This window comes from Tissierella sp. MB52-C2, assembly GCF_030931715.1.
GTDB lineage: Bacteria > Bacillota > Clostridia > Tissierellales > Tissierellaceae > Tissierella.
In genome coordinates, this window is sequence record NZ_CP133261.1 from 1245410 (window position 1) to 1260301 (window position 14892).

The 14892-nt window shown below is 37.9% G+C and carries 12 protein-coding genes and 1 pseudogene; all 13 read left to right on the forward strand.

From position 1 onward, the window contains the following. Positions 1-307: 307 nt before the first annotated feature. The 13 genes and pseudogenes from uvrA to RBU61_RS06205 all read left to right on the forward strand — a co-directional run bounded on the left by uvrA (position 308) and on the right by RBU61_RS06205 (position 14715). Entirely contained in the window at positions 308-2671 is a 2364-nt protein-coding gene (gene uvrA / locus RBU61_RS06150) for an excinuclease ABC subunit UvrA (protein ID WP_308878736.1), read from the forward strand. A gap of 237 nt (positions 2672-2908) precedes the next feature. After that, on the forward strand, positions 2909-3343 hold the full coding sequence (locus tag RBU61_RS06155) for a MarR family transcriptional regulator (protein ID WP_308878737.1): 435 nt from the start codon (positions 2909-2911) through the stop codon (positions 3341-3343). A 377-nt stretch (positions 3344-3720) separates the two neighbouring features. Further along, entirely contained in the window at positions 3721-4392 is a 672-nt protein-coding gene (locus tag RBU61_RS06160) for a response regulator transcription factor (protein WP_308878738.1), read from the forward strand. After that, a complete protein-coding gene (locus RBU61_RS06165) occupies positions 4392-5693 on the forward strand; it encodes a HAMP domain-containing sensor histidine kinase (protein ID WP_308878739.1) in 1302 nt (433 codons plus the stop codon). The genes RBU61_RS06160 and RBU61_RS06165 overlap by 1 nt, the downstream gene beginning before the upstream one ends. Positions 5694-5723: 30 nt before the next feature. Then, positions 5724-6404 (forward strand): hypothetical protein, encoded by a 681-nt coding sequence (locus tag RBU61_RS06170; RefSeq protein WP_308878740.1) that lies wholly within the window; start codon positions 5724-5726, stop codon positions 6402-6404. A 284-nt stretch (positions 6405-6688) separates the two neighbouring features. Beyond that, positions 6689-6883, forward strand: coding sequence for a helix-turn-helix domain-containing protein (locus tag RBU61_RS06175; protein WP_308878741.1), 195 nt, complete (start codon positions 6689-6691; stop codon positions 6881-6883). Beyond that, entirely contained in the window at positions 6880-7566 is a 687-nt protein-coding gene (locus RBU61_RS06180; RefSeq protein WP_308878742.1) for a response regulator transcription factor, read from the forward strand. Before RBU61_RS06175 ends, RBU61_RS06180 begins: the two co-directional genes overlap by 4 nt. Beyond that, complete coding sequence (locus RBU61_RS06185; protein ID WP_308878743.1) at positions 7553-8542, forward strand: HAMP domain-containing sensor histidine kinase; 990 nt, start codon at positions 7553-7555, stop codon at positions 8540-8542. Before RBU61_RS06180 ends, RBU61_RS06185 begins: the two co-directional genes overlap by 14 nt. A gap of 82 nt (positions 8543-8624) precedes the next feature. After that, entirely contained in the window at positions 8625-9308 is a 684-nt protein-coding gene (locus RBU61_RS06190) for an ABC transporter ATP-binding protein (protein WP_308878745.1), read from the forward strand. Beyond that, on the forward strand, positions 9305-11845 hold the full coding sequence (locus RBU61_RS06195) for an ABC transporter permease (protein ID WP_308878746.1): 2541 nt from the start codon (positions 9305-9307) through the stop codon (positions 11843-11845). The genes RBU61_RS06190 and RBU61_RS06195 overlap by 4 nt, the downstream gene beginning before the upstream one ends. A 508-nt stretch (positions 11846-12353) precedes the next feature. Further along, positions 12354-12623 carry a hypothetical protein gene (locus tag RBU61_RS06200; RefSeq protein WP_308878747.1) on the forward strand — a complete coding sequence of 90 codons (270 nt, stop codon included), beginning with the start codon at positions 12354-12356 and terminating at the stop codon, positions 12621-12623. A gap of 103 nt (positions 12624-12726) precedes the next feature. Beyond that, positions 12727-13068, forward strand: a pseudogene (locus tag RBU61_RS19535) (lysostaphin resistance A-like protein); the annotation flags it as partial. A gap of 672 nt (positions 13069-13740) precedes the next feature. After that, a complete protein-coding gene (locus RBU61_RS06205) occupies positions 13741-14715 on the forward strand; it encodes a GNAT family N-acetyltransferase (protein WP_308878748.1) in 975 nt (324 codons plus the stop codon). Positions 14716-14892 lie beyond the last annotated feature (177 nt).

The window sequence follows — 14892 nt, forward strand, 5'->3', positions numbered from 1 at the left end:
AATGAAAAAAAGGTTTACAACTAACTCTAAAGAATTTGGTGTAAACCATCCATTGTAACACCAGACTTTGAATTTATTGTATACTGGTCTTATTATAGTGTAATATCAAGTATGAGGAGTGATTAAATAAATGAATATTATTATAAAAGGTGCACGAGAAAACAATTTGAAAAACGTAAATTTAGAACTGCCAAAAAATAAACTAATTGTTTTTACAGGACTGTCTGGAAGTGGTAAATCGACATTGGCACTTGAAACCTTACAGCGTGAATGTCAACGGCAGTATATGGAGTCAATGGGAATGACAATGGAGGTTGGGACGAAACCCATGGTAGATTCTATTGCAGGCCTATCTCCTGCAATTTCTATCAATCAATCCAATGCAAACCGCAATCCACGTTCTAATGTAGGCACAGTTACCGAAATTGCACCATATCTAAGAGTGATTTTTTCCAAACTAGGTCAGCGTCATTGCCCTCACTGTGAAAAATTAGTTATACAAAATTATTCTGAGGAATCACAAACTGTCTTTGCTGAATTACCTGACCAATCAGAAGAAATCTCAGAACTATTTGAAGAGATGATTCCATGTCCTCATTGTGGCAAAAATATTATTGAACTTACTTCAAGTCATTTTTCTTTTAATAAACCATCGGGTGCTTGCTCAACCTGTAAAGGGATTGGTATTGTCAGTCTGCCTGATATTGACCTCTTAGTTGATAAGAATAAGACTATAAAAGAGTTTGCAGTCCAGGGTTGGGATCAGGCATATGTGGATAGATATGGTGCTTCCCTTGTAAATGCAGCAAAGCACTATGGATTTGATATCAATATTGATGCACCAGTATCAGAATATGGAGTTGTTCAAATGGATCTGTTACTTTATGGTGTACTAAGTGAGAAGTTTTCAAAGCACTTTCCTGATGTTAAGCCGCCAAAAACCGTGCCCAACGGGCGTTTTGAAGGAGTAGTTGTCAACTTAATGCGACGATATGAAGAAAAGAACTCCTATAGTTCTAAGCAAAAGCTAGAAAAATTCTTGATTCAGCAAGAATGTCCTGATTGTCATGGAGTACGTTTTCGTAGAGAAACCTTGGAGGTAACAGTCGGTGGAAAAAACATCATGGATATTCTGGCAATGCCCCTTACGGAGGTTGTAAACTGGTTAGGAGAACTTACTTCCAAATTATCTACAGAAGCCATGATAGTAGTACACCAAGTACTAGAAGATTTAACAAAACGAATTAATCGTATTATAGATGTGGGTGGAGGATATTTATGTTTAAATCAACCAAGTTCATCTCTTTCACCTGGTGAGATCCAGAGGATTAAACTTGCTTCAATTTTGGGAAGCAATTTAACAGGGGTACTCTATATCTTAGATGAGCCATCTACTGGATTACATGGGCGAGATACCCAAAAGGTTATAGACTCTCTTTACAAGCTACGGGAAATGGGCAACACAGTCATTGTAATTGAACATGATTTGGAGATAATACAAGCAGCAGATCATATCGTTGATTTTGGTCCAGGAGCAGGAAGAAATGGTGGACAAATTGTTGCTACGGGAACTGTGTCGGAGATAGTATCCTGTACAGATTCTATTACAGGTCAATATTTAAAGGGAAATATGTATGCTCCAAAACGCAGAAAGACTTCTGGAAATGGGAAGATACTTACTATAAAAGGTGCTAATACCAACAACCTAAAGGATTTAAATTTTGAAATTCCATTGGGTCAATTTGTTACCATAACAGGTGTTTCTGGTGCTGGAAAATCAAGTCTTGTTTTTGGTGAGATTGGCAATGCTGCAACAGTTTATTTTAACCAGCCAAATAATAATTCTCAAGGACATATATCAGGATTTGAGACTTTAGATAATGTTATTACTATAGATCAATCTCCAATAGGTCGTTCTTCACGTTCTAATGCTGCAACCTATACAGACATATTTACAGGCATTAGAAATTTGTTTGCAAAACTTGCTGTTAAGCAAAAGAGTAATTTGCAAGCACGTCATTTTTCCTATAACGTACCTGGAGGACGCTGCGAGAAGTGTCAAGGATCAGGGAAAATATCTATTTCTATGAATTTTCTTCCTGATGTAGAGGTTACTTGCCCTGTCTGCCGTGGCAAGAGATATCAAAAGCCTGTCTTAGCCATAAAGTACAAAGACCACACCATAGCAGATGTGCTGGATTTAAGTATAGATGAAGCTACTATACTCTTTGAAGTGGAAAAAGAACTTTACCAAAAGCTTACTATTTTGCAGAATGTAGGTCTTGGATATCTGGGTTTGGGTCAGGCTGCATCTACCCTATCTGGCGGTGAAGCACAACGACTCAAACTTGCGAAAGAACTATCTAAGCAAAGTAGCAACAAAACACTATATTTGTTTGATGAACCTACCAGTGGGCTTCATCCCTACGATGCAAACCGATTGATTAATGTGTTTGATAGTTTGGTAACACAGGGCAACAGTGTTATTATGATTGAGCATAATTCTGAAGTTATTTTGGCATCTGATTGGGTAATTGACTTGGGTCCCGAAGGAGGAAAACATGGTGGGGAGATTATAGCACAAGGAACACCAAAAGAAATTGCACAAATTAAAGGCTCTGCAACAGGAGAACTTCTTTCTAAAAGACTAGAGGAAGTGAATGAACAATAAATTATTTCCTATTCATTTATTAATTACTTTTATAATTGATTATTTATATAAACTCCCTTAAAATACATAACTATAATTATTAATAATGTATTTTATTCATTAGATAATAAAATAATATAAGGTAATTGATTAGTCAGAATGAATACAAAAACATTGCTGTAAAAATCCTTGACAAAATTACCTAATGGTATTAGTATATTAACTATATTAGGCTTATTCTTGAAAGTAGGTGAGACAATGGATTATAAAGAGCTTGCAAAACAATTTCTTCATAACTCGTACCAGTTTAGAAGTCGTGGTCATCAAAAGAGAATTGATGAAAATATGCAGGGTGAGACTTTTGCTATATCATATATTTTAAGACAAGGCGGGGTTGTTTTGCCCAGTGAAATCAGTAATGAAATGAATATCAGTTCTGCTCGTGTTGCAGCTATACTAAACAATCTTGAGAGCAAAGGATTTGTAACACGTGAAGTGAATAAAAGTGACCGAAGAAAAATTTTAGTTGGTCTTACTCAAGAAGGAAAAGAATTTGCAGAAAAGCATAATAAAATGGTTGTTAACTCTACAGCAAGAATGCTAGAAATGTTAGGTGAAGATGATGCCAAAGAACTAGTGAGAATCATAGGAAAGCTAGGGGAACTAGGGCCTCAAATTATAAATAACAAATAATGCAGTCGTTAATTGTGACTGCAAAAAAATCGCAATTAGCTAATAGTGTTAGAATATAGCTGTATTAGCATATACTGTTATTATAAAAGGAAGGAAGAACTTCCTTTGTTATAGTACATAGACTTTCTACAATAAAAAATGCAGATATAATCCTTGTGATGAAAGATGGGGACATTATAGAAAGTAGTAACCATAATAAACTACTTGATAAAGGTGGGTTCTATGTAGAACTTTATAATAGTCAATTTGAAACGGTAGCTTAAACTTTTCATTTAAAACACGATTAAATAGAGTCATTCATATTAAGTTCATATAGGTTAGTTATTATATATTTGTATTAAGGGAAATACAAATATTTGTTTTGAGGGGGTGAAGTTGTGACTAATATCCTTATAGTTGATGATAATAAAAAAATAAGAAAATTAATAGAAATTTACTTAGCAAGGGAAGGGTTTAAAGTTTTTCAAGCAGATGATGGTGAAGTGGCTTTAGATATTCTTGATGAGGTAAAGATAGATTTAATTATAGCGGATATAATGATGCCAAATATGGATGGATATGAATTGGTTGAGGAACTTAGAGGGGCTAAATATAATTTACCTATACTTATGGTGACGGCAAAAAATACATATCCGGACAAAAAGATGGGATTTGAACTAGGTGCAGATGATTATATGACTAAACCCATAGATATGGATGAACTGATTCTTAGAGTTAAAGCCTTACTTCGTCGTTCTAAGATTTCTATAGATAAACATATAAGCATAGGTGATATTATAATTGACTATGAGGCCTTAGAAGTAAGAACAACGACAGATACTATACTACTTCCAATGAAGGAATTTTATTTACTCTATAAGTTGCTATCCTATCCTAATAAAATATTTACTCGACAACAGTTAATGGATGATATATGGGGATTTGATAGTGAGGCAGATGAAAGAACTGTAGATGTCCACATAAAGAGGATTAGAGAAAAGTTTAAAGATATTGATGAATTCCAGATAGTAACTGTAAGGGGATTAGGTTATAAAGGAGTACACAAATAATGAGAAGAACAATCTACAGTAAGTTAGTGCTAGGCTTTATATGTGTATTTATCATAAGCAATATATTTGCTTCGCTATTTACTTTTCTTAATACTGAGATAAGTACCTTGGAACAATTAGGGAAACAATTAACTGAAAGTGTGGATATAGTTAAAGATGAATATGAAAAAGGAAATGTTTCTAAAGAAGGTATCCAAAGACTTTTTAAGGATAACTATATTAACATAAGTTTTATAGATGATATAGAAGGATATGGAATTGAGGAAGAGGCAGTTTCATTATTAAAAATGGGAAAAACTCTAACACTAAGAACAAATGAATATGGAAATACCTCTATTACTACTCCCGTAGCCATAGGGAGGATAAAAGATTATTATATAGTAGCTAAGCCTGAATTTGAAAATTTGGGGTTTAGTGCTAGGAGTATAATAATGTCTATAAATACAATGGCTATTATTAGTGGGAGTATATTATTCTTGTTTGTAGGAAGGTTAATGGTAATTCCTATAAAGAAATTAATTAAAGCTACAGAGAAAGTTGCCCAAGGAGATTTTGATGCAAGATTAGAAAACAAGAGAGTAGATGAAATGGGAATGCTTATATCTAGTTTTAACACTATGGCTGAAGAATTGAAATCTATAGAAATTTTTAGAAATAATTTTATATCTGATATTTCTCATGAATTTAGAACACCTTTAACCTCAATAGAAGGATATACAAAGCTATTAATAGATTGTAATGAAGAGGAACGGAGAGAATATGCAGATATAATTATAGAAGAAACTAAAAGATTATCTATATTAACTACAAATATTCTTACATTGAATAAAATAGATAATCAAAACATACCTACCCTTATGGAAGATTTTACTTTAGACGAACAAATAAGAAAGTCAATTCTTTTGTTAGAAAAAAAATGGATTGATAAAGATATTGAATTAGAAATAGATTTAGAAAAGATTCTATATAGAGGTAATTCAAGTTTAATGTATCAAGTCTGGATAAACCTAATTGATAACGCTATCAAGTTTTCTCCAAAAGGTCGTAAAATTGAAATAAAGTTATATGAAGAATATGGAAATACTATTTTTTCAATTAAAGATAATGGTGTTGGAATATCTAAAGAAGATCAGAAAAAGATGTTTGAAAAGTTCTATAAAGGTGACAAATCAAGAAATACAGATGGTAATGGGCTGGGGCTTTCTATTGTCAAAAGAATCGTTGAGATTCATAATGGAAAAATGTTAGTAGAATCTAGTATAGGTGTAGGAACAAATATAATAGTAAAATTATATAAGTAAATACTATAAAATTTTAAAAGGAGAATTATTATGCAAGCGATTATTGAAACTTTGTTTGACATTGTATATCTTTCTACTGTAATTCTAATGGGAATTACGATGATAAGAAATAGCAATGGTAATAAACAATATAAACTATTTGGAATTATGGCTGTATCTTTAGGATTAGGTGATGCTTTTCATTTAGTACCTAGAGCATGGGCTCTTAACACAACAGGACTTGAAAACTTTACTGCTGCATTAGGCATTGGGAAATTTATTACCTCAATTACAATGACTATATTTTATATAATATTGTATTATGTTTGGCGTTTGCGTTACGATATAAAAGGGAAACATAACTTGACTATTTCGGTGTATGCTTTGGCAATTGCTCGAATTGTAATTAGTCTTTTCCCACAAAATGCATGGACTAGTGCTACTCCTCCATTATCTTGGGCTATTTATCGTAATATTCCTTTTGCGGCAATGGGTATTTTGGTAATTGTATTATTTTATCAAAGTACTAAGAAAGCAAATGATATAGCCTTTAAGAATATGTGGTTGACAATTGTATTGAGCTTTGCATTTTATATACCAGTAGTTTTATGGGGAGATGTAAGCCCTCTTATTGGAATGCTTATGATACCTAAAACTTGTGCCTATGTATGGACCGTTTTAATTGGATATAATGAGATGAAGGGATTAAAAAAACATAAAGAAGCTTATTAATGAATCTGTATTATTTTGTACGGGAGAGCAAATAAGTTTATGGTTTAAGGAGGATACTAATACGCAAAGCCATCTATTACTGCATATTAGTATCTTTTTCTAATGCCAAAGCATATTGAGATGATTTGCTTTATAGAGAAGAAATGGGGTGGAATAGCCGCCTAGCATCTTTAGCCTATGCGGGAGCGTGAACTACTTTCCACACTCCCGTATTTTTTTGTTTTATACCTCAGCTTGTATATTTCCGTCAAAGGAAATATAATAAAATTATGGAGGTGTTATGCGTGGATTATATAACGACAAAGGAAGCAGCGAAAAATTGGGGAATCACAGACAGAATGGTAGTGTACTATTGCTCTGCTGGACGGATTAAGGGAGCTAAAAAAATGGGAAATACATGGCTTGTCCCTGCTGACGCTGAAAAGCCGACTGATGGACGATATAGGAGCAGTAAAGTAAAGGATGGTGAAAATAAATGAAACGGATATTTTTGGTTGAGGACGATAAGGCAATCGCTAAAAATCTTATGCTTTTGCTCCGCTCCGAGGGATTTACAGTCACCCACGCTCCTACGCGAGGTGAAGCCATTGCCGCGCTTGCCGGGAATAAATTTGACTTAGCGCTGATTGATATTTCCTTGCCTGACGGAAATGGCTTTACGGTTTGCACGGCAATCAAAGAAGCACAAGATATTCCTGTTATCTTTTTGACGGCTTCCGGCGATGAAGCGAGTGTTGTTACCGGGCTGAATATGGGGGCGGACGACTATATCACAAAGCCTTTTCGTCCACGTGAATTGATAGCACGAATCGGAACTGCCCTACGAAAATTCGGACGTTCTCCATCGGCTTTTGAAATTTGTGGGCTTCATGTCGATACGGCAAGCGGTGTTGTGAAAAAAAACGGCAGCGAGGTTTTTCTTTCAGCTTTAGAATACCGCTTGTTGTTAGTGTTTATTAGTAACCCCAAAAGTATTATCACGAGGGATAGGCTGCTTGGCGAATTATGGGACGCAGCGGGCGAATTTGTCAATAACAACACATTGACAGTGTATATCAAACGCTTGCGGGAGAAGGTAGAGAATGACCCCGCAAACCCGCAAATCATTCTGACCGTTCGTGGGACAGGATATAGATTGGGGGGCGGGTATGTTTCGGAATAGAGAGTTTCAGCAGTTTGCTATTTTGTTCTCCTTAATTACCGTTGCCGCTGTAACGCTGGGATTTGCAATCAATAGGTTGGCTGGAATCCTTTCCATTGCTTCTGCCGTCGCCTTTGGAACAGCGTTTTTTGCGTTTACCAAAGCCCGATATAAAAGCATTGCGCAGATTTCAGATCAAATCGATCTTGTGCTTCATAATGCTGACCATCTGTATATTGGTGAATCGGACGAGGGTGAACTTTCCATTTTGCAAAGCGAGATAACAAAAATGACGCTGCGTATTCGGGAGCAAAACCATGCACTGAAAAAAGAAAAAGAACATCTTGCTGATTCGCTGGCTGACATAGCCCACCAACTTCGCACCCCTCTCACATCTGTGAACCTTATTCTGTCATTGTTAGAGAATAACCCTGACGAAAATGAACGGAAAGCATTGATACGGGAAACAAAGGAATTGTTTGTACAGATGGATTGGTTGCTTACTTCACTATTGAAATTATCCCGCTTGGACGCGGGCATTGTGGTGTTCCAAAGCGAGCAGATAGACGTGAACAACTTGATATGCACCGGGCTTCGCCCGTTCCTAATCCTAATGGAACTGCACGATATTGATTTGCAAATAGACGTGCCGAAAGGGATAATCATTCAGGGCGATTCGGGTTGGCTTTCGGAAGCAATTCAAAACATTCTCAAAAATTGCATGGAAAGCGCAGGCGAGAAGGGAAAGATTGAGATTGTCTGCACAGACAACCCACTGTTCACCGAGATTGCCATCCACGACAGCGGGGCAGGCTTTGAAAAAGAAGATTTACCCTGCCTGTTTGACAGGTTCCATCGTGGGAAAAACGCAGGTGCTACAGGATACGGGATTGGATTGGCTCTCTGCAAGATGATTATAACACGGCAGGGAGGGACGATTACCGCAAAAAATCACACGCAGGGCGGTGCGATTTTTGCTATCCGTTTTCCAAAGTGACTAATCTCTCACCGAAAAGTCACCGAGATGTAAGTTGAAAGTTCTATTATATAGGTAAACCATGAGAAAGGAGACTCACATAATGGAATTTTTAAAAATTGAAAATTTATGCAAGGTCTACGGCAAGGGCGAGAACCAAGTTAACGCCATTGACCATGTTTCGCTTACAATTGAAAAGGGAGAGTTTACCGCAATCATCGGCTCCTCCGGCTCCGGCAAATCCACATTGCTTCACATCATCGGCGGCGTGGATGTGCCCACAAGCGGAAAGGTGTATTTGGAGGGGCAGGATGTATATGGCCAAAGCAATGAAAAGCTCGCCATTTTCCGCAGGCGGCAAGTTGGACTGATTTACCAGTTTCACAACCTCATTCCCACTCTGAATGTGGTGGAAAACATCACCCTGCCTATACTGATGGACAAGCGCAAGGTCAACGAGGAGCGGTTGAATGACCTGCTCGAAATGCTTGGGTTGCAAGACCGCAAAACGCATTTACCCAATCAGCTTTCGGGCGGTCAGCAGCAGCGCGTTTCCATAGGACGCGCTTTGATGAACGCCCCGGCGGTCATGCTTGCCGACGAACCCACAGGCAGCTTGGATAGCCGAAATGGACATGAAATCATCAAACTGCTGAAAGAAAGCAATAAAAAATATGGGCAGACCCTGATTCTCGTCACCCATGACGAAAATATTGCCCTGCAAGCAGACCGCATTATCGGCATATCAGACGGCAAAGTAGCGAGAGACGAGAGGGTGCGACCATGAATATTTTTAACAAAGTCACCCTGCAAAGCTTGAAAAAAAGCCGTACCCGAACGATTGTAACGGTGATCGGAGTGGCTCTGTCCGCTGCCATGATTACGGCAGTCGCTACCTTTGCCGTGTCCCTGCAAAGCTATATGATAAACGGTGCTGCTGTCAAATATGGTGATTGGCATATTGAAATCCCCGACGCGGATTCCTCCATTATGCAGGAACAGGCAGAGGAGAGCCCAGTGGCAAATGTGGTAGCGCTACAGAACATCGGCTATGCCACACTGGAAGGCGGACAAAATCCAGACAAGCCATATCTTTTTGTTACCGGATGGAACGAGGAAGCCTTGGATGCTCTGCCCATCAAGCTGCTTTCCGGCAGACTGCCGGAGAACAGCAGCGAGGTCGTGATACCAGCTCATATTGCGGCAAACGGCGGAGTGAAAATTTCAGTGGGCGACACGCTCACACTCTCGGTCGGCAACCGCATGAGCGTCGATCAGAAGCTCAGCCAGCACGATTCTTATTGTGCCGGGGAAGAAACGCTTACACCTACGACAGATAAAACATATACGGTTGTGGGCATCTGCCAACGACCGGCAATCGAGGAGTATGCTGCACCCGGGTACACTTTAATCACAGCAGAGGATACAGCCGCAGCGGATAGTCTTACCGTATTTATCACGCTTAAGAACCCATATCAGGTCCATTCTTATGCAGACAGCATATCAGACAATAACAGTTACGTTTTGAACGATGATGTACTGCGTTTTATGGGACTTTCAGGGGAAAAGATACTTACAGTTCTCCTGTATTCCATTGGTGGTATTTTGATTGCCCTGGTTATGCTCGGCTCGGTGTTCCTGATTTATAATTCATTCAACATCTCATTGAATGAACGCACACATCAGTTTGGAATTCTCATGTCGGTAGGTGCCACGGAAAAACAGCTGCGCAATTCTGTGCTGTTTGAGGGACTTTGCATCGGTACAATCGGCATTCCGATCGGCATTTTGGTCGGGATACCAAGCATCAAGCTTGTGCTTTCTCTTGTGGCAAAGAATTTCGCAAATGTTATGTATGACAATGTACCGTTGACTTTGGTGGTATCTGTTCCTGCTATTGTTGCTGCGGCGGTTATCAGTATGATTACCATTCTGATTTCGGCCTATATTCCGGCAAAGAAGGCCGCCAGTACGCCTGTGATGGAGTGTATCCGCCAGACAAACGAGGTCAAGGTGGAAGCCAAAGCGATAAGAACCTCAAAGCTCGTGGAACGCCTTTACGGTTTAGAGGAAACATTTGCGTTAAAAAACTTTAAGAGAAACAAGCGGCGTTACCGCAGCATTATCCTGTCACTTACGTTAAGCGTCGTATTGTTTGTGTCGGCAAGTTCTTTCGGAACCTATCTGAATCAGATCGCGGAGAATTCATCTGTGGTAGTTGAAGAATATGATATCTGTTTCTATACGCGAGACATGGAAGAAAGCGAGCTGTTCCAGCTTTATGATGAGCTGAAAACTGCCAACGGCGTTACCGAAAGCTCTTATCAGGCACTTTCGACCTATTCCTGCGTGCTCAATACAAGTGATTTGTCAAGTCGTTTTTTTGACGAGTATGGTAAGCCCATCGGTTATGATGGAACAAGTGAAACAGTGGAAGTGCTGTTGGATATTCAGTTTGTTGAGGACAGTGTCTATCAGAACCTGCTCGAAGGTCTTGACCTGTCCGCGGAGGAATACACTGGACAGGACAAAAAAATGATCATGGCAGGAATTCTGCCCGAGCGTTGGTATACGCAGGAACAGCCTATGGAATTTACGCTCCGCTCCAAGACCGGGGAGCAGACGAAAACCATCCGTGCAACCTTTGTAAAAGACTACCCGGATCTGCTGCCCACGGAGCCGGGTGAGTGGCCCGGATACACGCTTATGGTGATGGCTCCCTACGAGGTAAAGCCGCAGTTTGACGCACTAGGTGCGACTGTAAAGCCTACAAAGCTGGGCATGACCTTCAAGTCGGAAAATCCCGGTCAGTCTACAGCTGAGATGCAGACGATGATTGATGGAGCCAGCATTACCGCCGACTATAATCTGTACAATGTCTATGAGATACTGGAGCAAAACCGCAATATCACATTCATTGTCAATCTGTTCTCGGTTGTTTTTATCACGATGATTTCGCTGATCGCGGTTGCGAACGTCTTCAACACAATTTCCACCAATATCAAGCTGCGCAGACGGGAATTTGCCATGCTCCGTTCTGTAGGGATGTCTGACCAGGATTTCAATAAGATGATGCGCTTTGAATGCTCTCTTTATGGAGCGCGGACGATGCTTTGGGGTCTGCCCCTCTCAGGAATCCTTTCCTGTCTGATTTATAAGGGCATGATCATCGGCGGCGGAAATGTTGATTTTGTATTCCCGTGGGGCAGTATGGCAATTAGCGTATTCAGCGTGCTCTTTATCGTATTCATTACAATGTTGTATGCCATTAACAAGATAAAAAGAGAAAATATCATTGATGCACTTCGGGATGATATAATTTGATTTAAAAACAATATTGACTTGATATAAAATTAAAAAAACATCTGCGTGATGGGGTTCGAGTGATTCGCAATTGTCTCGAAAGGCAATTTAGACATTGAAAATACAGAATTCATCCTACAGAAGTAATGTAAATTGCAAAGGAATGTTACCCTGCGGTAATAAAAAACCGCAGTTTTCCTTTTTCAAAATTGGAAATGCACACACACATCATTATATAATTGTTAATAAATAATTTGTGCCCGATTGTGTTATGCAATCGGGCATTTCTGTATTTTTTTCTAAATTTTTTTGTCCCAAATGCAACTGGTATCCCTTTCGTATCGGAACTTAGTGCGAAAGAGGACAAAGGTTGAACACTCACTCTCTTTCATGACAAGGAAGAAACGAGAAAAATTGAGGAGACGGATGGAGTAATAGCTTGATAGGTTAGTAGAGAGACTATATAATGTATATAAGTAAATAATGCGTAGTAGTGTTTAAAGTTACTTACATATGAAGGAGAAGAAAAATGAAAAGAATTAAACCTGTTCCATTATCAATCATATGGACAATAGTGATTTTGATATTTCCAGTGCTGTCAGGTGTAATTGCTACTGTATTTAAAATGAACCAGATTGAGATATTTCTGATACAGGGATGTTTTATGTTACTTTCCATAATTATTCCAGTCATATATGTATGCAAAAAGAAAGTTTATGCTGAAGAAATTGGATTGAGAAAAGCTGAACCAGTAAGTATCAGGAAAACCCTGTTTTTTTATACCCCTATTACTTTCTGAATTACCTCTTATAATGGTTGGTGTTGATTTTAAAAGTTTTACATATGCTAGTGTACTTGCTTTTTTTACCTTAATGGTAGGAATCTCGTAAGAACTCTATTTTAGAGGTATTATATTAAAGTTGCTGCAAGACAACTTCTCTGTTAAGCAAACGGTTGTAATTTCTGCTTTGGTATTTGGAATCGGACATAGTGCTAGCAAAAGCATTGTGCAGGTATCACTACAAATTATTAATGCTATTGTGTTCGGAATCCTTGCTGCTGAAATTGTCATATTTACAAAGAGTTTATTTCCTGTGATAATATGGCACTTGTTGTTTAATTTTGTAAATTACATATCAGTAGCAAATAGTACAAGTGAGTATATAGCAATTGGACTTCAAGAAACAATTATGATTATTTATGCGTTATACTTATGGAATATAGTATCTCTAAAAAAAGTGTAGATAGATGAGAGATGTTAGCATGAGACTATTAGAGCAATCTTTAGTGTACATTCAGCATCTTCTTCACATAGCTCTAAGATATGTCGATTATAATCCACCAGAACAAAGAAATGCGGTACAGGAACCATAAAATTCCGGCGCTGGTAGCCCATCTTATTCTCTACATTGCCATGTTCATGACCTTCACCAGGGTTCATGAACATGGCATGGAATCCATAGTGCTCTTGGAAACGCTTGAATTAATAATTGTCTTTGTTGCAATATTAGGGCTGGCTATACATTCTGGTATTTTAAGAAAAAATTCAGAGTAATTATGTTTTTATATTATACAAATTTAAGTAACCTTCTGTTTTTTTGTATTTCCTTACCTCGTCCCAAATTTCACATTGATAGATTGGTTACTAATAGCGGATAAAAGTAATTTAAACTGGATGAGTTAAAGCAAGCAGGACATTTTCAGAGAAAATTGATATACCGAAATATGATTAATGCTTAACGTATTTAGGAATGCAAAGTAAGGTGATTACCAAAATACGTATTATTATTGCCTAGAATGATAGTTTATGTTAAGCTGAAATTAAATAGCGTTTTACTTCGATTAAGTGAAGAGCTCCAGCCGTAAGTTTTGCTGGAGTACGCAATATAACGTAAACTTATCATGGGGGAATAGAAATGAAAATATGTGAATTCAGGCCAATTGACATTGGTGATGTACCTGCAATGGTTGATCTGTTAATATGTAGGCAAAATCTTGAGAGTAAGACATTCCCATTCCTGAAAAACAGCTGCCTCAATACAAAACATATCACGGATTTGCTTAAAAAATTGTTCATTAATAGTAAAGTAATTGGGATAGGTGCATTTGTTAATGATGAACTGGTAGGTTATATAATAGGAAAGATGAAGATTGATAATGGAAGAGGCAAGCATATCTGGGTACCCTATGAGGGGATTGCAATAAGAAAGGACCAATCCTCAGAACTGATAAGGAATCTATATGCAAAGGTTTCCATTCTATGGCTCGAACAAGGTTGCTTTAGTCACTATACTTTAATACCTCTTGGAAATCAGGTGTACTATGAGGCCTTCCTGCAATTAAGCTTTTTTATCCAACAAGTACATGGGATAATGAACATTGAAGATTATAAGCCTTTTGAAAATGTATCTGATGCAGATATTAGACTTGCCAATAAAATGGATAGTGAAGCAATGGGTAGAATGTCTAGCATAATCTACTCATATCAAAATTCAGCACCTGTATTTGAACCTGTCTTACCTGAAGTTGTAGTGAAGATAAATGAGGGGTACAAAAGGATAGTAGAGGATGATGAAGCAACTATCATTATTGCGGAAAAAGATATGAAGGAATTAGGATTTCAAGTATATGAGCCTATTACTTCAGATTTGATGGCACCTGACGATGGAGTAGAGTTAAGTATTGCGGGCATTTATCCTTCTCAAATGAGAAGTGGTGTTGGTAAAAAATTAATGAATGAAGGCAGCAGAATTGTGAAAGAAAAAGGATATAATAACATAACAATAGATTGGAGAATAACCAACCTTGCCTCTTCAACATTTTGGCCCAAGTGCGGATTTAGGCCAATAGCTTATAGAATGGTTAGATGCATCGACAGCAATTTTGTATAGGAAAACTTTAACAACCCAAGTATTAAGAAGTTGTAGCGGCTGTGTGAACAAAACTCTGTAAATAGCCTTTTATGATAATCAAAATAGGAAGTCGTAAACATCAACTCACTGCTTCCTATTTTCATACCTTCTTGCACTGTTTTTCTTCGTCTATAAGTTCCCTCGGTATTATTTTGG